This window comes from Pseudoalteromonas sp. (assembly GCF_018402495.1).
Lineage (GTDB): Bacteria > Pseudomonadota > Gammaproteobacteria > Enterobacterales > Alteromonadaceae > Pseudoalteromonas.
Genome location: NZ_JAGYIU010000003.1, coordinates 542346 through 562150 on the forward strand (window position 1 = coordinate 542346; position 19805 = coordinate 562150).

The 19805-nt window shown below is 38.9% G+C and carries 15 protein-coding genes; 9 read left to right on the forward strand and 6 right to left on the reverse strand.

Going from position 1 to position 19805, the window contains the following annotated elements; genetic code table 11:
- Positions 1-13: 13 nt before the first annotated feature.
- Both KG708_RS12170 and KG708_RS12175 read right to left on the reverse strand, forming a co-directional pair.
- The gene (locus KG708_RS12170; protein WP_213610130.1) at positions 14-1378 is read right to left on the reverse strand and encodes a TrkH family potassium uptake protein; all 1365 of its coding nucleotides are present in this window, start codon (positions 1376-1378) and stop codon (positions 14-16) included.
- Between the two features lie 3 nt (positions 1379-1381).
- On the reverse strand, positions 1382-2035 hold the full coding sequence (locus KG708_RS12175) for a TrkA family potassium uptake protein (protein WP_213610132.1): 654 nt from the start codon (positions 2033-2035) through the stop codon (positions 1382-1384).
- Between the two features lie 298 nt (positions 2036-2333).
- Here KG708_RS12175 and KG708_RS12180 point away from each other — a divergent pair, with 298 nt between their 5' ends.
- From KG708_RS12180 to KG708_RS12195, 4 genes are all read left to right on the forward strand, one after another.
- Positions 2334-3659, forward strand: a complete 1326-nt coding sequence (locus KG708_RS12180) for a DUF4118 domain-containing protein (RefSeq protein WP_213610134.1) — start codon at positions 2334-2336, stop codon at positions 3657-3659.
- The gene (locus KG708_RS12185; protein WP_213610136.1) at positions 3652-4320 is read left to right on the forward strand and encodes a response regulator transcription factor; all 669 of its coding nucleotides are present in this window, start codon (positions 3652-3654) and stop codon (positions 4318-4320) included. Before KG708_RS12180 ends, KG708_RS12185 begins: the two co-directional genes overlap by 8 nt.
- A gap of 240 nt (positions 4321-4560) precedes the next feature.
- Positions 4561-6675, forward strand: a complete 2115-nt coding sequence (locus tag KG708_RS12190; protein WP_301003401.1) for an ATP-binding protein — start codon at positions 4561-4563, stop codon at positions 6673-6675.
- A 19-nt stretch (positions 6676-6694) separates the two neighbouring features.
- Positions 6695-8230 (forward strand): HD domain-containing phosphohydrolase, encoded by a 1536-nt coding sequence (locus KG708_RS12195; RefSeq protein ID WP_213610137.1) that lies wholly within the window; start codon positions 6695-6697, stop codon positions 8228-8230.
- 51 nt (positions 8231-8281) lie between these two features.
- Here KG708_RS12195 and KG708_RS12200 read toward each other — a convergent pair whose 3' ends face one another.
- Positions 8282-8899, reverse strand: a complete 618-nt coding sequence (locus tag KG708_RS12200; RefSeq protein WP_213610139.1) for a glutathione S-transferase — start codon at positions 8897-8899, stop codon at positions 8282-8284.
- A gap of 48 nt (positions 8900-8947) precedes the next feature.
- Positions 8948-9976 (reverse strand): NADP-dependent oxidoreductase, encoded by a 1029-nt coding sequence (locus tag KG708_RS12205; RefSeq protein ID WP_213610141.1) that lies wholly within the window; start codon positions 9974-9976, stop codon positions 8948-8950.
- A 336-nt stretch (positions 9977-10312) separates the two neighbouring features.
- Here KG708_RS12205 and KG708_RS12210 point away from each other — a divergent pair, with 336 nt between their 5' ends.
- The gene (locus tag KG708_RS12210; RefSeq protein WP_213610144.1) at positions 10313-11518 is read left to right on the forward strand and encodes an anhydro-N-acetylmuramic acid kinase; all 1206 of its coding nucleotides are present in this window, start codon (positions 10313-10315) and stop codon (positions 11516-11518) included.
- On the opposite strand, the gene KG708_RS12215 is transcribed toward KG708_RS12210, so the two are convergent.
- Positions 11515-12003, reverse strand: coding sequence for a hypothetical protein (locus KG708_RS12215; RefSeq protein WP_213610146.1), 489 nt, complete (start codon positions 12001-12003; stop codon positions 11515-11517). The genes KG708_RS12210 and KG708_RS12215 overlap by 4 nt on opposite strands.
- Positions 12004-12206: 203 nt before the next feature.
- Here KG708_RS12215 and KG708_RS12220 point away from each other — a divergent pair, with 203 nt between their 5' ends.
- The 4 genes from KG708_RS12220 (at position 12207) to KG708_RS12235 (ending at position 18749) form a co-directional block, all read left to right on the forward strand.
- Complete coding sequence (locus KG708_RS12220; RefSeq protein ID WP_213610148.1) at positions 12207-15092, forward strand: response regulator; 2886 nt, start codon at positions 12207-12209, stop codon at positions 15090-15092.
- Between the two features lie 12 nt (positions 15093-15104).
- Entirely contained in the window at positions 15105-15491 is a 387-nt protein-coding gene (locus KG708_RS12225) for a response regulator (protein WP_213610150.1), read from the forward strand.
- 412 nt (positions 15492-15903) lie between these two features.
- A complete protein-coding gene (locus tag KG708_RS12230; RefSeq protein WP_213610152.1) occupies positions 15904-17532 on the forward strand; it encodes a diguanylate cyclase in 1629 nt (542 codons plus the stop codon).
- Between the two features lie 77 nt (positions 17533-17609).
- A complete protein-coding gene (locus KG708_RS12235; RefSeq protein ID WP_213610154.1) occupies positions 17610-18749 on the forward strand; it encodes a GGDEF domain-containing phosphodiesterase in 1140 nt (379 codons plus the stop codon).
- Positions 18750-18792: 43 nt separating this feature from the next.
- Here the strand turns inward: KG708_RS12235 and KG708_RS12240 are convergent, their stop codons facing one another.
- On the reverse strand, positions 18793-19800 hold the full coding sequence (locus tag KG708_RS12240; protein WP_213610156.1) for an L-threonylcarbamoyladenylate synthase: 1008 nt from the start codon (positions 19798-19800) through the stop codon (positions 18793-18795).
- Between the last annotated feature and the right edge of the window lie 5 nt (positions 19801-19805).

The following is a 19805-nucleotide window of genomic DNA, read 5'->3' on the forward strand; positions in this document are numbered from 1 at the left end:
GCGTTAATGGTTGTTAACCAATCGATAGTTGTGCGCTTGGGTATCTTAATTTTTTACTGCGTGGACTTGCTAAAAAATAGGCGATTGTTAGCGGACCTATTCTGCCCATAAACATTAAAAACATAATGATAAATTCACCTATTGGTGACAGCGAACTTGTTAAACCTCGGGATAAGCCAACAGTGCCTATGGCTGATACCGCTTCGAATGCAATATCAATAAAAGGTGCATCTTCAACCAATAATAAAGTGAAAATAGCAAGCCAGGTAACCCCTGCCGAAATAATGGTTAATGCTAATGCTTTATAAACGGTTTCTTTGTCTATTTCTCTGCGTAATACTGTGATCCCTTTGTCACGTCTGAGGTAGCTGTAAGTGGCTAAAATTAAGACAATAAAAGTGACCACTTTAATACCACTGGCGGTACTTAATGAGCCGCCACCAATAAACATAAGCATCATAGTTAATGCGGTGCTGGCATTTCTTAACTCTTCTATGGCAAGCGTATTAAACCCTGCTGTGCGTGGCGTTACAGCTTGAAACCAGGCTGCTAACCATTTACCAAGTTCACTTAATGGTTGCAATGTATTGGGGTTATTGTATTCAATAAAATAGATCAGCAGTAGCGCAACCACATTAATAACAACTGTACCGAGGATCATTAATTTACTGTAAGTACATAGTTTTGCCCAACGCTTCGATTTATATAAGTCCATCCACACGGTAAAACCTAAGCCACCAATTATAAACAAAGCAGTAATCGTAAGGTTAATCACAGGGTCGGCCACATATGCCATTAAACTATTAGGACTCAATGCAAAGCCAGCATTATTAAATGCACTAATAGTATAAAACACGGCATGTGCAAATGCTTTTAGCCAACCCATTTCTTGGCCCCAATATAAGGTTAAAATGATAATGCCAAGGCTTTCTACTAGCAGTGAAAATAATAAAACCGATTTAGCAGTGCTGACCAAAGTAGAAGTATCGGTTTGATTATAGGCTGCTTTAGTAATGGTTTTTTGCATAAATCCGACTTTGTTACCAAGCGCTATCAGTGTGACCACTGCAAACGTCATCAGTCCTAAACCACCGAGTTGAATCAATAGTGCAATAACACCTTGCCCAAAGGCGGTAAACGCAGAGCCGGTATCCACAACAACCAACCCGGTTACAGTAACAGCAGACGTTGCCGTGAATAAACTTTGTTCCCAAGAAATAGGAATATGTGCAGCAAAAGGGAGTTTAAGTAATATTGCACCCAGTAATATTAAAAAAATAAAACCAGTGCTTAATATAACCGGAGGGGCGGCGTTTAATTTTTTATTTCCTCTTGGCTTTCGCTCAATTGGAGTGTGTAGGGGATGCCACTGAACCATAGTTTATACCAGCCTTGGTGCAATATGTTTTAATTCAGCTCTATTACCTGTTAATAGTAAGCTATCGCGTTCATTCAGGCTAAAGTGATGTTCGAGTTTTACAAATGTTTGTTTGCCGCGTTTTACCAGTAACGGCTCTATTTCGCCTTTAAGATCTTTTAATAGTTGGCCAATGGTAACACCGTGTAAATTAGGTTTTATATGAACTTCAACAACATACAATCCATTCCCTAAGGCTATATAATCGTTCACCATCGGGTAATTAAGCGCTTGTGCAACGCGCACCCCCATTTCTTCCTCAGGGTGAATAATGCGTGTTACACCCAGTTTAGAAATTATCGTATGGTGGGCTTTAGTACTCGCTTTTACCCATATTTGCTCAACAGCTAAGTTTTTTAATGCAAGCGTGCACAGAATGCTCGATTGCATATCTTCCCCAATCGCCACTAAAACAGCCTGACTACTCGCTAAATCAAGCTCTTTAAGTGCGGCTTCATCGGTGGAGTCGCAAACGACGGTTTCAGATAAATGCTCAACATACTTTTCGGCGAGTTTTGGGTTGCTATCTACGCCAGTCACTGTATGCCCTAAATGAATTAATTCAAGACTTGCGGCGATCCCAAATCGTCCTAGTCCGATCACTGTAAAGTGTGCCATGTTCATTCCTAGATTAAAATTAAAAGAGAGAAGTAGTAAAGAGTAAATTGGTCAATAAGCATTAAATATATAGATAGTGAGCATCTATATTTTTATAAAACAGGAATTTTATTTAACCTGAAATACGTATTACCGCTTCTGCTTTAGTTAGAATATGACTAAATGCAATGGAAAAGTCAGCGCTGGGTATGAAGCTTTATAAAGATTTAATGAATAGAGTAAAAAACTTTATAAAAATTTTATAAAGTTAACGTTAAAAAGACAGTAACCTAGTCTGGCAGTAGTAGAGGAATGACGAATGAGCCAATTACAGGCTAAATCAAATAGGTGTAAAGCATTTTTTTTAGCGGTAGCTATGCCATTAATTGTGGCTATGGTTATTTATCCTTTTAAAAACTGGTTTACCACCACAGACATTGTAATGCTGCAGTTGTTATGGGTTACATGGGTTGCTGTGCGAAGCAATCGCCGAGTCGCTGCCTTAACCACTTTGGTGAGTGTTGCCTGTACTGACTGGTTTTTTGTTTTACCCTATTTTACTTTTCATATTGAAAACATTGAATATTTAGTAACCTTTACGGTTATGCTTATTGTTGGGCTGGTTATTAGCCAGCTAGCAGGGGAGCTCAATACTAAAGTCAGAGATGTGCAATTACATGCCAGTAATAGCCGCACCTTGTATGAACTGGCTAAGGAGTTAAATAGCCTAGATACACTGGATGAACAAAAAAAGCATTTTGAGCAACAAATAGGCGAGCACTTAACTACATTGTGCACATTTACACCAACCTCACCTAAAGGTAACAGTGAATTTATGTTGCTAAGTGAAAATAATCTAAATTTTGGAGGGTTTATTTTTGCAAAGCCCCTTACGCAGGAACAAAAAGCCTTTGCTGATACCGCTATTTCGCTGCTTTATCAAGTACATGAAAAAACGTTATTACGCCAGCAGTCGGCTGCTATTTCGGTGCAAGCGGAATTAGAACGCGCTAAAAATGCACTTTTACGTAGTTTGTCACATGATTTACGTACACCACTGGCAACCATTATGGGCGCATCCAGTATGCTTGCAGATGATGAAATTACCCTAAATGACAGCGTGATAAAAGAGCAAGCGAGTAATATTTATGAGCAAAGTAAAATACTTAATCAGCACTTTGATAAAGTCATGGAGTTAAGCCGAGTTAATAAAATGGGTGAAAACCTATGTTGGCAAACAATAAACTTACAAGCATTACTAAGTGAAGCCAGAGCTCGCAGACAGCAGCAACTCACTCATTTTGTTATAGATACCAATATAGACGCTCAGTCAAAATGCGCAGGGGATGTCACTTTGCTTGAAATAGCGCTGGCTAATATGCTCGAAAATGCATGGCGTTATGGTGATGGGAAGGTGAGCGTTGAATTTACGCAAAGTAGCAATCAGCAAAAGGTACGTTATCAGTTACGACTTAGTAATAACGTCATCACTAAAGCGCAAACAAGTAGCGATGAAGGCGTTGGGCTGGGCAGCATCATTTGTGACGTAGTGGCTAAATTTCACCAAGGTACGTTTACACTAAACATTAATAACGAGACACACATGGCGTATGCAGAACTAATGTGGGAGAAAAATAATGGCTAAAATCTTGGTGCTAGAAGATTCTCCTCCTTTACAGAGCTTTTTAAAAACGTTACTGCAAGCCAGTGGTTATCAGGTAAGTATATGTGACAAAGGGCTCGATGGCTTTGCATACTTAAGTGAACAAAGTTTCGACCTTGTATTATTAGATTTGGGGCTATTAGACATGGATGGCCAAGACTGGTTAATTGAGTATCGCCAATGGAGTACTTTGCCCGTTTTAGTGCTTTCAGCACGTGATGGCGAGGTTGAAAAGGTTACCGCGCTTGACAATGGGGCAAATGATTATATTACCAAGCCATTTAGTGCCAATGAATTACTGGCGCGAATTCGTGTCTTATTGCGCACTCAAGGCCATCCAAGTATCGCATTTACCTGTGGCAACATAAAAATAGATCCTCAAAAGCATCTAGTTACTGTGGCTGCAGTTGAGGTAAAGCTTACAAAAAAAGAGTACGCTATACTACTAATGCTGTTTCAAAATAAAGATAAAGTACTTACACATAACGCTATTTTAAGTCATGTTTGGGGTGAACAGTATATAAATCGCCCTGAATATGTGCGTGTTCATGTGGCTCAATTAAGGCAAAAGTTGGAGAGTAACCCCGCTAATCCAAAACATATTTTAACGGAACCCGCCGTAGGCTATCGTTTACTTGATTGAATATTGACATGCTTATATTTGAATAAGTAACACAATGCTTATAGTAAAAATATAAGCATTGCATCATTTAGCCGTATTTTGATTAAGTGTTTATACCGCTAGGTATCAATACCTATCTAGCTCACCGCTTGTTAAACATTTCTACTAAACTGATTTGCCCAGAAAGTTTTTATAGTCTAGTTTTTATGCTTACTAGTGTAAACGTTTAGGAAGCGGGCTGAGTCATTTAAGCCTGAATTGATGTCAGTACCACTAAAACATTCCTTGCATGGAAAAATGCTACTTTATCTTGCATTGCCCGTTATGCTAATCATTACAGGCATGTTGAGCTATGCGTACTTAAGTAGCCTTGAGCAGGTTACGACCCAGGCTAAGCTAAATTTGAGTCAAACGGCTGATACCATTGCTGCGAGGGTCAATGAGGAAACGCAGTTAGCCGTTCGTACTACACAAGTCATGGCGTTAGCGCAACAAAACGGATTGTTTGGAAGTAGAGAGGCAAGTGTTGAGCTAGTGCGTAGTGTACTTAAAATGAATCCTGCATTTGTTGGTGCCTCTTTTGGTTATGAACCCAATGCAGACAATCAAGATAACGCATATATAGACGCACCTGCGCTAAAAGAAGGCCGTTTTGTAAATGAAAATGGACGTTTTTTACCTTACTGGTATCGTGATTTTAATGATGCTGAACAACTCTTACTTGAGCCTTTAGTCGATATGCAGACGAGCCTCTATTACCAAGGAGTGCGCCAACAATTTTTACGCGATGGTAATACCAGCACTATGATCACTGAGCCTTATGTTTATGAGGGAAGAATGCTCGTTGAGCAAAGCACACCCATTATTATTAATGGTGAATTTGTAGGAATAGCAACGGTAGACAGAGCACTGGCTGATATAACAACATTTTTAAAAACAATTAAACGACAATCTAAAATAGATGTTTTGTTACTCAGCCAACAAAATAAGGTTATTGCATCTACACTTAACCCCTCTGAGTTAATAACTAAAGCTATAATGGATACAGACTATGCCAGTTTAGCCAAAAAGCTAAAATCACGAGTGCACACAACAGAAGTGATTGCCGCAAGCGATCCATTTGATTTTGAAACGTATTATTTTGCTCAAACACAGGTCAATACAGGCGATTGGACTGTAATAGTACGCCGCTCTGAGGCCGATATTATTGGCCCTATTCAAGCACAATTTCGGCCATTATTAGTCACAGCCTTTGCAAGTTTACTACTGGTTTTTTTACTCTTTTGGCATTTTATTAATCGAACAACCAAACGGATTAACATTGCAATTGATGCTGTTGAGCGATTAGCCAGTGGCGATTTATCTATTAATGTTCATAAATATATGAACAAAAAAGATGAGTTGGGCACTATGTTTAAAAGTTTTGAGCGTTTAATTAAAGCCAGTAAAGAGATTGACCAGGTATGCTCTGCCATTGCTGCAGGGGACTTTTCTAAAATGGTTTCCAAGCGCAGCGCTCATGACAGTTTAAGTGATTCTATTAATTTAATGTCGGCTAAACGCCATGATGCTGAACAGGCTTTAGTTAAACAAACAATAGCGCTTCAACGTACCCAACAAGAATTGGTTGAAGCAGAAAAAATGTCATCTCTTGGTAGTTTAGTTAGCGGTGTGGCACATGAGGTAAACACACCCCTAGGGGTATGTGTAACGGCGACATCTCATTTAAGAGAAATGTTAATTGATACTAAAAATAAAGTGGCTTCTGGCACCTTGAGTAAAACGCAATTTAGTGAGTTTATTAGCGAAGTTGATTTAAGCTGTGACATTTTACTAAAAAACATGCAGCGCGCTGCAGATTTAATAAGCAGTTTTAAACGTGTAGCGGTTGATCAAACAACCGAAGAATTACGTAATTTGTATGTAAGTAGTTATTTTAATGAGGTGCTAAAAAGCCTCTATCATACCCTTAAAGCAACACCGGTTGATATTACCATTAGTGCAACGGAGCCTGAGCCAGAAGTGTATTCTGATCCTGGTGCCTTAGCGCAAATTTTCACTAATTTAGTAATGAATTCAATTATTCATGGCTTTGAAAATGGCAGCCAAAAAGGGCAGATAAGTGTTCATATCGAGTACTCAGACTCTGTTTGTATTCATTATCAAGACAGTGGTCAAGGCATGACAGATGAAGTTCAGAAAAAAGTGTTTGACCCGTTTTACACCACAAATAGAGCGGGGGGCGGCAGTGGTTTGGGGATGAATATTGTTTATAACCTCGTAGTTCACCGCCTGAAAGGGCAAATTGCAGTAAAGCAAAAAGAATCCACAGGCGTTTATTTTTTCATTCAATTTCCGGTAACGCCACCGAAATAATTAATAGCAGGGTGTGTCTATGGAGTGGTTACAAGATGATGTAGTGACAGATAAAGCGGTTGCTAACAGTAATGCTAAGCCATGGAAAATCTTAATTGTTGATGACGATGACTCGGTGCATCAAGTAACTCAACTTGCAATGAAGCGCTTTGAATTTGAGCAACGCCCTGTTGAACTACACAGTGTTTACAGTGCATCTGAGGCGAAAGAGAAACTACAAAGCTCAGAACGTTACGCATTAATTTTACTAGATGTCGTAATGGAAACAGAACATGCAGGATTAGATCTGGCACGATTTATTCGCCAAGACTTACAAAATGTGTATAGCCGAATCATTTTACGAACAGGGCAGCCAGGGGTTGCACCTGAGCGCAGTGTTATTCGCGATTATGACATTGATGGCTACAAAGCGAAAAGCCAACTGCACAGCCAAGATCTTGAATTGATTTTTTACACTTCTTTGCGCGCCTATCGTGATATTTGTATGTTACAAACTCACCGCTATAATTTAAAAAGATTAATAAAAGCAATTTCTACTATTACTCAAATTGGCGATTTAGTTGAGTTTACCTCGGTTGTAATGGAAGAGTTAAAACTCGTATTGAATATGAGCTCGGCCAATTTGTATATTGATGCGCCTAAGGTATTCGGTATTTGCCAGTTAGATGAAAAGTTACAAATGATTCAAGGGGAGGTCTCTGGCATCCATTTATTCACAGGCAGTGGTATTGAGAGTATTCCTAAAAAGCATCAAGAGTATTTTCTTCGCGCTAAAAAAACGAGGCAAAACTTTATTGATGAAGATCATTATGTTTATTTTCATCATTCACAAAAAGGCCTTGATTCAATACTTGCATTTCAATCATTACAACCGGTTAAAAAAGAAATAAAACAATTAGTCGATCTATTTTTAGGCAATGTTGTTCTAACATTTGAAAGTTTACTATTAGCTAATTCAATTGAAGAGACCCAGCAGCTGGCTATTTCGCTGATGGGAGGCGCCATGGAGTCGCGCTCTAAAGAAACCGGCTCACATGTGATCAGGGTAGGCTTATATGCAAAATTACTCGCGCAGCTTCATAATCAAAATCAAGCGTACTGCGACAAAATTAGCCTAGCTGCGCAACTGCATGATGTAGGTAAAGTAGGCGTTCCTGATTTAATTTTAAATAAGCCAGCTAAACTAGATGCTGACGAATGGGAAATTATGAAACAGCATACTACCAAGGGGTGGGAGATTCTTAAAGGGACGGCTAACCCTGTTATTGATATGGCTGCAAATATTGCGATTGATCATCACGAACGCTGGGATGGGACAGGTTATCCGCATGCTAAAAAACACCAAGAAATTAGCTTAGAGGGGCGTATTACGGCAATTGCTGATGTATTTGATGCGTTATGTTGTCGTCGTTGTTACAAAGAACCTTGGAGTATGGATGAAGCAAAAGCGGAAATAATTAAAGGCTCAGGTAATCATTTTGATCCAAACTTGGTTGCACTTTTTGAAGAGAATTTTAATGATTTTAAACAAATCTACCTTGATAGACCTGAATAGCAAAGCGGGTATCGCTTTGACTGTTTGTCCACAATCAAAGCGAAGACTAAGTTAGTCGTACTTGGCTTCTAACTCGTTAGCGGTGTGAAATTTTTCATGAGAGTGTAATTGCTCATCGTATTTAACAAGGTTTTTAAAGTGCTCTAGTTGGCCTGCATTTTTAACGATTTCAATAATAAACGACATCATAAAGTCGGCACCGGTTAGGGTGTCGCCCACTAAATAACGTCTACCTTCAAGACGGCTATTAAAGTAACTAATTACTTTTGCGGTTTCCGCATCGGCGTAACCTTCTAAAAACTGCGTTTTCGCGCCATCTTTTTGCACAAACATTTTAAGTAAAAGCGGTAAAATTGCTGAACTTTCTGCAAAATGTAGCCATTGCTGGTAGTCAACGTAATCAGGGGTGCCTGCTTTTGGGGCAAATTTACCTTTGCCATATTTAGTGATCAGGTAATCTGTGATAGCGCCAGACTCGGCAATCACTAAGCCATCATCTTCTATAACTGGCGATTTACCCAGCGGATGCACATTTTTAAGCTCATCAGGGGCTAAAAAAGTCTCAGTGTTACGTTGGTAAGCAACAATTTCGTAGTCAACTTCAAGCTCCTCCAGTAGCCAAATAATACGTTTAGAGCGAGATTTATTTAAATGGTGTAGTTTAATCATTATTTTCCTTACTTGACTGTGCTGTTTCACAACACAGCCAGTGTTTTATTATAGTGGGCTGTTTATTTTGACAACCGTTTTACCAAAGTTTTTACCACTGATCATATCGTTAAATGCACTGATAGTGTTTTCAATGCCTTCTACCAGATGTTCGCGGTATTGAATTTTTCCGTCTTGTAGCCATTTTTGCATGGCGTGTGCAAATTCGTCATAGCGGTGGCCGTAGTCATCAAAAATAATAAAGCCTTGCATTTTTATACGCTTAGTTAGCAATTGCCCCATTAACATGCCCATGCGGTCGGGGCCCTCAGGCAAGCTGGTCGCATTATATTGCGATACTAAGCCACATATAGGAACGCGCGCTGAGGTATTGAGTAAAGGCAGTACGGCGTCAAACACTTTTCCGCCCACATTTTCATAATAAACATCAATGCCTTGGTTACATGCTTTTTCTAATTGCTCGGCAAAGTCATCGGCTTTGTGATCAATACAGGCATCAAAGCCCAGTTTTTCAACGCCATGAGCACATTTTTCGCTACCACCGGCAATACCTACCACTTTACAGCCTTTAATTTTCGCTATTTGACCAACCGTTGCACCGACAGGCCCCGTTGCGGCTGCAACGACCACGGTTTCACCTGCTTTAGGTGCGCCAATATCTAACAATCCCATGTAGGCAGTAAAACCAGGCATACCCATAATACCGAGTGCATAAGATGGATTTTTAGGCTCTTTGCCTAATGACATTAAGCCTTCGCCGTTAGAAATAGCGTAAGTTTGCCAACCTGTGTACGCTAATACCCATTCGCCTTCGCTAAACTTATCATTTTTAGACGCTTCGACTTGGCACACTGTAGCGCCTACCATTACCTCACCAATTTCTACAGGGTCGGCATACGATTTAGCATCGCTCATACGGCCACGCATGTAGGGGTCTAATGATAAGTAAATTGTACGCAGCAGTACTTCGCCCTTTTTTAACGATGGAAGTTCTTTGCTTTTAAATTCAAAGTTGTCATTGGTAGGGGCGCCATGTGGGCGCGAGGCTAAAGTAAATTGACGGCTAGTTGTAGACATAAGAATCTCCGAATGAAAAAACATTTAATTCTGTTAAACAATAACCAGCATTAATAAAAATGCGAAGATAGGGAAACTGAATACGTTACGTATCAAAGGAGTTTTGGGCGCATGGATGATAATTCAACCTTTGCAAACATTTAATTACTGTTTTTAGTTTGCAATGTGGCTTTTGGTATTTGTACATGGTTACTGACACTATATTGTAAATGAGCCGCTGACAAACGAGGTAAGCGGTTAACGCTCACATAATATTTAACAGGCTAACCGCTATTACTTTATTTTAAAGTCCTCTAATATACGCATAATAATTATAATTTATCTATGCGAGTCACTATGCATCCTCATATAGCCGCCCTTTATAACAGCGCTCAAAAATCCAGCCGATTAATTATTGGCCTAATGAGTGGTACGTCTTTAGATGGTTTAGATGTGGCATTGTGTAAAATAACTGGAGCGGGTTTGCATACCCAAATAGAGGTATTAAAATTCACCACGGTTAAGTACAACGACGAGTATAAAACTAAAATAAAACAGGTGTTTGCTAAGCGCGAATGTGATTTAGAAGTTGTGACCTTGTTGCATCCGTGGGTAGGTAAACTCCATGGTACTATGGTTAATCACTGCTTAGCACAGTGGCAAGTAAATCCAGCCGATATAGATGTAATAGCAAGCCACGGGCAAACCATTTACCACTGCCCGCAATCACAGCATAACCACCCTGATTTTGAAAATGGCACACTACAAATTGGCGATAGCGACCAAATAGCCGTTACTACAGGTATTACGACTATAGGCGATTTTAGACAAAAACATATTGCCGCAGGGGGAGAGGGAGCGCCATTGGCTGTTTATGGCGATTATTTGTTTTTTGCCAGCCCAAATGAAAGTCGTATTTTGCTCAACATAGGGGGCATTGCTAATTTAACATTTTTACCTAAAAACGGTGATACTGCAGCGGTCTTTAGCTCTGACATTGGCCCTGGTAATACGATGATGGATGCTTATGTACAGCGCCATTTTACTTCAATGCATTACGATAAAAATGCACAGCTTGCAAAAGCTGGTAAAGTAAGTGAGCAATTACTACAGGCGCTATATAACAATGCTTTTTTTAACCTAACTATGCCTAAAACTACGGGCCCCGAAGTATTTAATTTAACGTACCTACAAGATGCACAAACTCGCTCAAACACACATAATTTAAAGCATCAAGATGTCCTTGCCACGCTTAATGCCTTTTCCGCTCAAGTGATTAGTGAAGCAATAAACGCTTGCACTCAAAATACCGCAAATTGTGTGGTGTATGCCAGTGGGGGAGGCGTGCATAATCCGCTACTTATGAGTCAGTTAATTGCATTATGCCCAACGGTTAAAGGATTTAAAAACACGCAACAACTAGGCGTTAACCCCGATGCGAAAGAGGCTGTGCTGTTTGCTATTTTGGCAAATGAATGTATTGCAGGTACTGCTCATTATTCGGTAAGCTCAGCACTGGGTATTCCAAATATAACGATGGGCAAAGTGAGCTTTTCGGATTAAAAAAAAGATAACAATGAGCTACCAATATAGGCTATAGAGTGACGAAGTGAGTGTTTTTTTTTGGGCGGTATTTGTTTATACGCCGCGGGTATGTAGCCAAGTTTATAGGCGTTTATAGAGACATCAAATTGAGCGCTATCTTTAAGTGTGCCGTGTCGCCCGTGCAACAGTATTTGTAAAACATAGTCATCGTTTGTTGTTATTTTATCAAATGACAATTCAATCTTGCCACGCTCTAAGTCTAATTGGGTCAAAGAATAGGTGACTAAATAACAAGCGTGGCGTTGTGTTAAATGTGTCGCACTCAATGAAATAACATCGTCTTCGTGTGCATCAGTTGGCAAAATGCATGAAAAAACAATCTTATGCTGCTCATCCGCATTAAGCACTAATGGATCGTATTCCATATTATGTGCCATGGCTGCAGAAAGTGGGTCTTCAAAAGATTGCAGTGCAAACGAAAGTTGCACTAAAGATGGTTTCATGTGATCTAGTCATTAAGTGGATATTGTTGGTTATTATCTACTAACTAGATTGCAAAATTATGACTGTGGAAAAAACCAGCAAAATAGTATTCGACTCTACATATTATAATCCCTAAAGTATAACTGTCAGAAAAATAGAATAAATTGACACTTTGCAAGTTAATGCTCTAAGCTGTAATTCAAAAATAATGGAATTTAATGGAATGAGATTTCTTCAACGACCATTTTTTTGGTTTTGTGGTATTAGTGTTACTTTAATCATTGTATTAATCGTTGCACTTTTGCAGGTGGAACAACAACGTGAAAATATGTTTTCAGCAGAGCTTGAGCATCTGCAACGAAGTAATACTCATTATTTACAGCAAATAAAGTCGCAAGTTCAGCAAAAAGCGCTCACCTTAGCTGAACTTGTCAGTGCTAATTCGATGATACGTAATCGTGTTATTGAAAGTGCACATATTTACATTTCAGCACAAAGTGAGCCAGAAAAGTCCAATCAGTTAGAGGCTGTTCGTCAAGCTGCATTACCAGAACTTTTGTTACAATGGGATGCCTTGCAAGCTGACTTTGTTAAGCAGCTACATATTCATTTGGCACCTGATGCTTTTACATTGCTTAGAGCACACAAACCAGAGCGCCATAGTGATCAATTGGCAGCTGTACGGCCATTAGTTATGTCAGTCCTAGAGCAAGGTAAAGCATTCTCAGGTTTAGAAATCGGCAGGCATGGGTTGGGCGTGCGCGCTGTGGTGCCTGTAAAAAATAATAATCAAAAAACAGTTGGGGCTATTGAGGTTGGTTTAGGTATTAAAGAATTAATAGCGCAACAGCAGTTGTCGCTATTACACCAAAATGAAACTAATACGGGTGTATTTGCTTTGTTTTCTCAAGAAGCTGTAACGGTAATGTTTGATAAACAACCCTTTAACAACAATAGCGCGTGGGTTTTTGAGAAGTCAGCTGAGGTTAGTCGTTTAGATTGGTTGAAACCAGATTTGCTACCAAATAATATAAATTCGCCTCAAGCATTACGTGTAGAACAAGATAATCAGCACTTTTTAATTACGCTAGTACCTTGGCATAGCTATAAACAAAACACCAATGAATCTGCACAGGTTGTATTTGCTGTTTGGCAAGATATTAGTGACCTCGTTGAACAACAGCGCCGGCAAAGTATTTTTATTTGGAGTGTTTGGATTTTATTTGCATTACTAAGTTCTATATTGATTGCGTTCTTTGCTCGGCGCTTACAATCATCTACAGTGCAAACCTTAAAAGCTCAACAGCATCAGCTGCGTTGGTCGGAGCAGCGTCTAAATGCTTTGTTTAGTTTGTCTCCATTACCCATATTGTTAAATAAATTAGCAGACGGCACTTTTATAGAGTCAAATAAAGCCATGGAACAACTAGTTGGTTATACTGAGGATGAGATAAAAGCGCTCAGTTATTGGGACTTAACCCCAGAGCGTTATGCTGAAGATGAGCAGCGCCAACTTGAATTATTGAATACAACAGGTCGATACGGACCTTATCGTAAGCAGTATATACATAAAAATGGCCATTTAATTGATATTGAACTTAACGGCGTATTATTTGAAAACCCGGCAGGAGAAAAAATGATATGGACTATTATTCAAGATTTAACCCAGCGTAATCAAATTGATAAAATGAAAGACGAGTTTATTTCAACCGTGAGTCATGAGTTACGTACACCGCTCACGTCTATTTCTGGCTCTTTGTCTTTAATACTTTCTGGTGCAACAGGAGAGCTAAACGATAAAAGTAAAAAAATGCTCACGATAGCGCAGCGCAACAGTCAACGGTTAAACTCTTTGGTTAATGATTTACTCGATATTGAAAAGCTTTCAGCTGGAAAAGCACACTTTATGCCAGAAGAAGCTGATCTTAAAATTGTAATTAATGAGGCTGTAGAGCAGATAAAGCCGTTTGCCAATACTTATCAAATAACAATAAAGGTTTCGTATATCGATGCTGCTGTTGTATTTGTCGATGTGCTGAGAATTCATCAAGTTTTAACTAATTTATTATCTAATGCGATTAAGTTTTCTAATACGGGCTCTCAAATAGATGTCAAAGCCGAAATTGTAGGAGAAAACGTATGTATTTCTATAACAGACTCTGGGGTTGGCATAACCGAAAAAGAAATCAATAGTTTGTTCCAACGGTTTAAGCAGCTTGACAATAGCACAACAAAACAGCAGGGTGGAACAGGCCTTGGCTTAGCCATTTGTCGTGAAATTGTGCATCAGTCTGGAGGAAATATTGGTGTTGAAAGTGAACTAGGTAAAGGATCGCGTTTTTGGTTTGAGTTGCCACTATTAGCAGATTCTAAGAAAGTAATTACGTCTGAAAAAGTACTCATTATTGAAGACGATGCAGATATAGCCAGCACTTTAAGGGCTATGCTCGAACATGAAGGTTTTTTGACTGACTGGGCACCTGATTCAGCGCATGCATGGCAATTATTGACACAAAATACGTATAGACTGATCACGCTTGATTTACGTTTGCAGCAAGAGCATGGCAGTGACTTTTTTTTCCGTCTACGGCACAACTTAGAAACTCAAAATTTGCCTGTTTTGGTTATTTCCGCCTATTTAGAAGAGGGTAAATTACAATTAAGTGCAATTGCCAATGCAATAGACTGGCTCGAAAAACCAATAGAGCAAGATAAACTCGTAGAAAAATTAAGTAATTTACTCGACAACACACAATGGCAAAACGACGCACGTATATTACATGTAGAAGATGACAGTGACATTGTAGAAATAGTAAAAATACATTTACAACAAAAATGTCGCTATTATCATGCAAAAACGCTTAACCAGGCGCAGGTTATGTTAAGTCAATACCAGTTTGACTTAGTATTATTAGATATAGGTCTGCCTGATGGTAGTGGCTGGGAGTTGCTGGCTGATTTAAAAAAATTAAACTATGATATACCTGTCGTAGTATTTTCTGCCCAAGACTGCTCGGTTCATCAACGCAACAAAGTAAGCGCTTCGTTTGCAAAATCGCGTGTAGAGCCCAAAGAGCTAGTAGAACGCATAAAAAACTTGCTAAATTAAAAAGGGGTTTACATGGCGTTAAAAAAAATAATGCATGTTGAAGATGATGAGTGTATTCGTATTATAGCTGAAATGGCATTAACAGAGGTGGCGGGGTTCGAAGTCTTAAGCTGTGATGGCGGGCATGCTGCTCTAGAACAAGTTGAAGCGTTTGCACCCGATTTAATCTTGTTAGATGTTATGATGCCAAAAATGGATGGTTTACAAACACTACTTGAACTAAGAAAAATTCCTTCTATTGCTACTACACCTGTTGTTTTTATGACAGCAAAAATTCAACAGTCTGAAAAACAACAGTACCTTGACGCGGGTGCGATAGGCGTAATAGACAAACCTTTTGAGCCAATGCAACTAGGCGATAATTTACGTTCACTTTATCTAAATGCACAAAAAAGTTAATGACGATAAATGTGCTACTTTTTACTTTTAACGAGACATAAATATAACCATTCACAACTATAACAGACCCTAGTAAATGTATAGCAGCTAGTTTTCTTAGAGGTACATTTTGCCGAATATATAGAGGTACAACAATAGAAGCTTTTGATTGATGATTTTTGCATTGTGTTACCTAAGGTTAATGAGCTCATTTTTAATGCTATCTAATATTTGTCATCAATCGATAAATGAATAATAAATTATTTAATTTTGTAATATATTGGTACTGACTTACGTCACTACGCTTTTTACTCTACATACAGAGCTGATAAAGGCAATGCACAGCAATATTTTAAAATAGGCGGTACAGGGGCTTTGTTATATGTACAATTTTTACTGTGAATTTGACGGTTTAAAAGGATTTGGTGGTTAAATGACAAACGCTAAAAAAAACAATTACGCAGAGCGTTTTAAAGCACTACAAACGCAGTTTTTTGATGGTTTAGATGAAAAAGTTACTGCGTTAAACTGGCTTGGTATACAAGTGGTAAACGGTGAGGCTGCGAAGTTGGTTGATATCATTGCGTTAAGTCATCAGTTAGCGGGATCCTGTGGCACTTTTGGTTTTGAGGATTTAGGTAAACAGGCGCGACAAATAGAGCAATACGCGTTAACGCTACAAGCGAAAAATAACGTTGAGGACAAACAGCTAAGTAAACTAACGCAGTGCATAGATAAATTTAATAAAAATATAAAGCAGCAAAAAAGTATTCCCTGCGCATTTGACGATATCACTGCAGACTCTGAGGTTAATAGAAGTATTTGGCTATTGGCTATTAGTGAGCCGCTTAGTAAGGAGTTGGCGCTGCAATTATCTGCATTTGGTTACGAGGTGGTGTTTTTTTCAAATATTGAACAGTGTATGCAGCAACTTTTACATTCTCAGCCTTCACTTATTTTTGCATCAGTACAATTAGACGCAGATAAAAAATCTATTTTTTCGCATACCGATTTCTTGGCATATATTCGCGATAAGTCGATTGCGTTTATGGTGTATTCAAATAAAGATGAATTTGATTTAAGAGTCGCAGCAGTGCGCCACAATGCACAGGCTTTTTATGTGTCGCCACTCGATACCCCTACCATGATAGGGCGCATGTCTGACCTTATGAATTGTGAGTCAATAACCGGACGAGTATGTATTATTGATGATGATATACTATTGGCACAGCGCTATGCTTTAACATTAGAGTCAGCAGGTATCGAGTCATTGGTAATTACTAATGTAGAAAACATGGTTAAGCAAATATTGCAGTTTAATCCTGATTTAGTTTTATTAGATTTAAATATGCCTAATTTTAGCGGTCCTGAACTTACCGGTGTTATTCGCCAGTATGACGCACTTAAAAGCTTATCTATTGTGTACCTGTCAGCTGAGTTAAATGAGGACAAACAGTTAAGTGCCATGGCCTTTGGTGCTGATGACTTTTTAAATAAACCTATTGGGGATCGACAATTAATCGAGTCTGTCAAAATACGTCTTAATCGCAGTAGAGAGTTGCGCAATTTAATAGAAAAAGATGCCATGACGGGCTTGTTAACTCACAGCACCATACAAGAATCGGTTGAGCAAGAGTTTGAACGCGCTAAACGCAGTAATACGACGCTAAGTATTGTTATGATCGATATTGACCATTTTAAACGTGTAAATGACCGCTATGGTCATGGGTTGGGAGATGTTGTTATTACCACGCTGGCAAATATGCTAAAGCAGCGAATACGTCGCAGTGACAAAGCCGGGCGTTATGGTGGCGAAGAATTTATACTTGTTTTACCTGAGTGTTCAAAAAAATATGCAATAAGTTTAACACAAACAATTTTAGATAATTTCAATAAGCTGTTGTTTAATGCCGAGAACGAAAAATTTAACTGCTCTTTTTCTGCAGGTGTTACCTCTACTGAAGAGCAGTTTGAAAGTGCGGAAGAAATGTTTAATTCTGCAGATAAAAGATTATATTATGCTAAGTCAAATGGACGTAATAAAGTGGTGAGTGACTATTAATTCTACTTACTCGTACACTGATTTAGAAAGAGCTGCAAATTAACCTTGAAAGGTCGACAGACACTAATTTAAGTTACATGAATAACCGCTTTGGTATGGAATACGGTGATAAAGCTGTTAAAGCATTTGCTCAATCGCTAGAGGTTCAATTTAAAGCGCCATTTTTAGTGTTTAGGAACAGCGGCAATGAGTTTTGTATTATCACACCCTCAAAAGAAAGCGAAAACAAGCCTGATTTATTTGAAACTACATTAAAGTTAGCGCTGCGCTATTATGAAAAAAACAATAATGAACGGCCGATAAATATTTGTGTGGGAATTGCAAACTACCCTGAACATGGAAGTAAAAAAGGTAAACTAGTGCGCTGTGCACATTTAGCTAACCAATGGGCTAAAGATACAGGAAAGTGGCTGTGTTATTATCAATCGGATATTGAAATTGCGTATTTACGGCGTGTAAAAATAGAAGAGCGACTTGCCATCGCCTTAACCAATAAAACATTGTCTATGGTGTATCAATGCCAAGTGGATGAGCAAGGTAAAATTCTTGCGATGGAAGCGTTGGTGCGTTGGAAAGATGATGAGTTAGGTATGGTCTCACCTGCCGAATTTATTACTATTGCCGAGCAAAGTGATTTAATTTATAAAATAGGTGACTTTGTTCTTGAGCGTTCCATTAGTGAATTTGTAACAATGCAACAGCACAGTAATACGTCTTTAGAGTTGGCAATCAATATATCGGTGATGCAATTTAAAAGTGGCGCTTTTATACCCACTTTATTACGATGTTTGCAAACATATGATCTTGCCCCACAGAGTATTGTGTTAGAAATTACAGAATCTTTATTTATGGATAATTTAGATAATGTTGTGGACACTATTAAAAGTTTAAAATCGCAAGGAATACGTTTTTCAATGGACGACTTTGGCACAGGGTATTCTTCTTTGAGCTTGTTACGTAACTTACCGATTGACGAACTTAAAATAGATAAAAGCTTTATTGATGACATTTTAACTGATCCTAAGTCAAATAGTATGGTGCAAAGTATAATTGCGATTGCCAACAGCCATAACTTAAGCGTTATCGCTGAAGGCGTTGAAGAGCAAGCACAATTTGATATATTAGTTGATATTGGCTGTAAACGTTTTCAGGGGTATTACTTTTATAAACCAGTCGGATCTTCAGCGGTTAGTGAATACTTACAACAATGTAAATAAATGGGTAAAAATTTATGTACATTGGTATTAACCGTTTATTTATTTACTCTTTATAAACGGTAGTTGCTCGGTTTAGGCGATCGTTCACTGCGGCCCATTCAACGTTTACAGGCGGCTTTTCAATGTAAATAACTGTTGGCGACGTTTCATCAACAAGATGCAGCGTTTTATACATGTTTTTAGCATACTCTACAGGGCAACTACTGAGCTTGGTAATGCGATGAGGCGCAATATGGCTTGCTAATAAGTGTTGCTGTGCAGCTGTTGAATAAATTAAATACTGTACTTGTTCATCCGTTATTTTACTCAAATGGCTGTCAAAATCGTCAGTATTAATCAGTATCGCTGGCGCATGGGGCTGATAATGAGCTTTTACGTTGCCTGGTACCACTTCGTTGTGTGCAAGCGGAGTCGCAACATTCAGTCCTGTTTTTTGTAAAATGTCAGCAGCATTAATTGGCCCTGGGCGTAAAATGCGTAATTGATCAGTGGTGGCATCAACAATTGTTGATTCAATACCCACATCACATTGCCCGCCTTCTAACACCGCGCTAATTCGGCCATTTAAATCGCCCATAACATGGGCTGCATTTATTGGACTGAGTTGTTTATAGCGATTAGCTGAGGGAGCTGCAAGCCCAGTATTTAATTGTTTTAAAATGGCTAAAAATTGAGGGTGAGCAGGTACTCTAAGCCCAATAGTGGGTAAACCGCCAGTAACAGGACTATTTAAATTATCTTTAGCATTTAGTATCAGTGTCAGTGGCCCAGGCCAAAACGCGTTTGCCAGCGTAATGGCCGAGTCACTTATGTCTTTTGCCCACTGCTGCATATGAGTTTTATCGGGTATGTGTACAATTAATGGATGGTTTGTTGGACGACCTTTAGCGGTAAATATTTTTGCAACCGCATTAGCATTAGTTGCATCGGCCGCTAGTCCATACACAGTTTCTGTCGGTAAAGCGACGCATTCACCGGCTTTTAACAATGCCACTGCATCAATAATACAGGTTTCATTGTTTAATAATTGTGTGGGTTGGTGTAATTTCATGATGA

Bases quoted from the DNA above. Each gene is read 5' to 3' on its own strand.
- KG708_RS12185 (WP_213610136.1), top strand. From the start codon at position 3,652: ATGGCTAAAATCTTGGTGCTAGAAGATTCTCCTCCTTTACAGAGCTTT.
- KG708_RS12170 (WP_213610130.1), bottom strand. From the start codon at position 1,378: ATGGTTCAGTGGCATCCCCTACACACTCCAATTGAGCGAAAGCCAAGA.
- KG708_RS12240 (WP_213610156.1), bottom strand. From the start codon at position 19,800: ATGAAATTACACCAACCCACACAATTATTAAACAATGAAACCTGTATT.
- KG708_RS12175 (WP_213610132.1), bottom strand. From the start codon at position 2,035: ATGGCACACTTTACAGTGATCGGACTAGGACGATTTGGGATCGCCGCA.
- KG708_RS12200 (WP_213610139.1), bottom strand. From the start codon at position 8,899: ATGATTAAACTACACCATTTAAATAAATCTCGCTCTAAACGTATTATT.
- KG708_RS12180 (WP_213610134.1), top strand. From the start codon at position 2,334: ATGAGCCAATTACAGGCTAAATCAAATAGGTGTAAAGCATTTTTTTTA.
- KG708_RS12215 (WP_213610146.1), bottom strand. From the start codon at position 12,003: ATGAAACCATCTTTAGTGCAACTTTCGTTTGCACTGCAATCTTTTGAA.
- KG708_RS12235 (WP_213610154.1), top strand. From the start codon at position 17,610: ATGAATAACCGCTTTGGTATGGAATACGGTGATAAAGCTGTTAAAGCA.
- KG708_RS12195 (WP_213610137.1), top strand. From the start codon at position 6,695: ATGGAGTGGTTACAAGATGATGTAGTGACAGATAAAGCGGTTGCTAAC.
- KG708_RS12205 (WP_213610141.1), bottom strand. From the start codon at position 9,976: ATGTCTACAACTAGCCGTCAATTTACTTTAGCCTCGCGCCCACATGGC.
- KG708_RS12220 (WP_213610148.1), top strand. From the start codon at position 12,207: ATGAGATTTCTTCAACGACCATTTTTTTGGTTTTGTGGTATTAGTGTT.
- KG708_RS12230 (WP_213610152.1), top strand. From the start codon at position 15,904: ATGACAAACGCTAAAAAAAACAATTACGCAGAGCGTTTTAAAGCACTA.
- KG708_RS12190 (WP_301003401.1), top strand. From the start codon at position 4,561: ATGTCAGTACCACTAAAACATTCCTTGCATGGAAAAATGCTACTTTAT.
- KG708_RS12210 (WP_213610144.1), top strand. From the start codon at position 10,313: ATGCATCCTCATATAGCCGCCCTTTATAACAGCGCTCAAAAATCCAGC.
- KG708_RS12225 (WP_213610150.1), top strand. From the start codon at position 15,105: ATGGCGTTAAAAAAAATAATGCATGTTGAAGATGATGAGTGTATTCGT.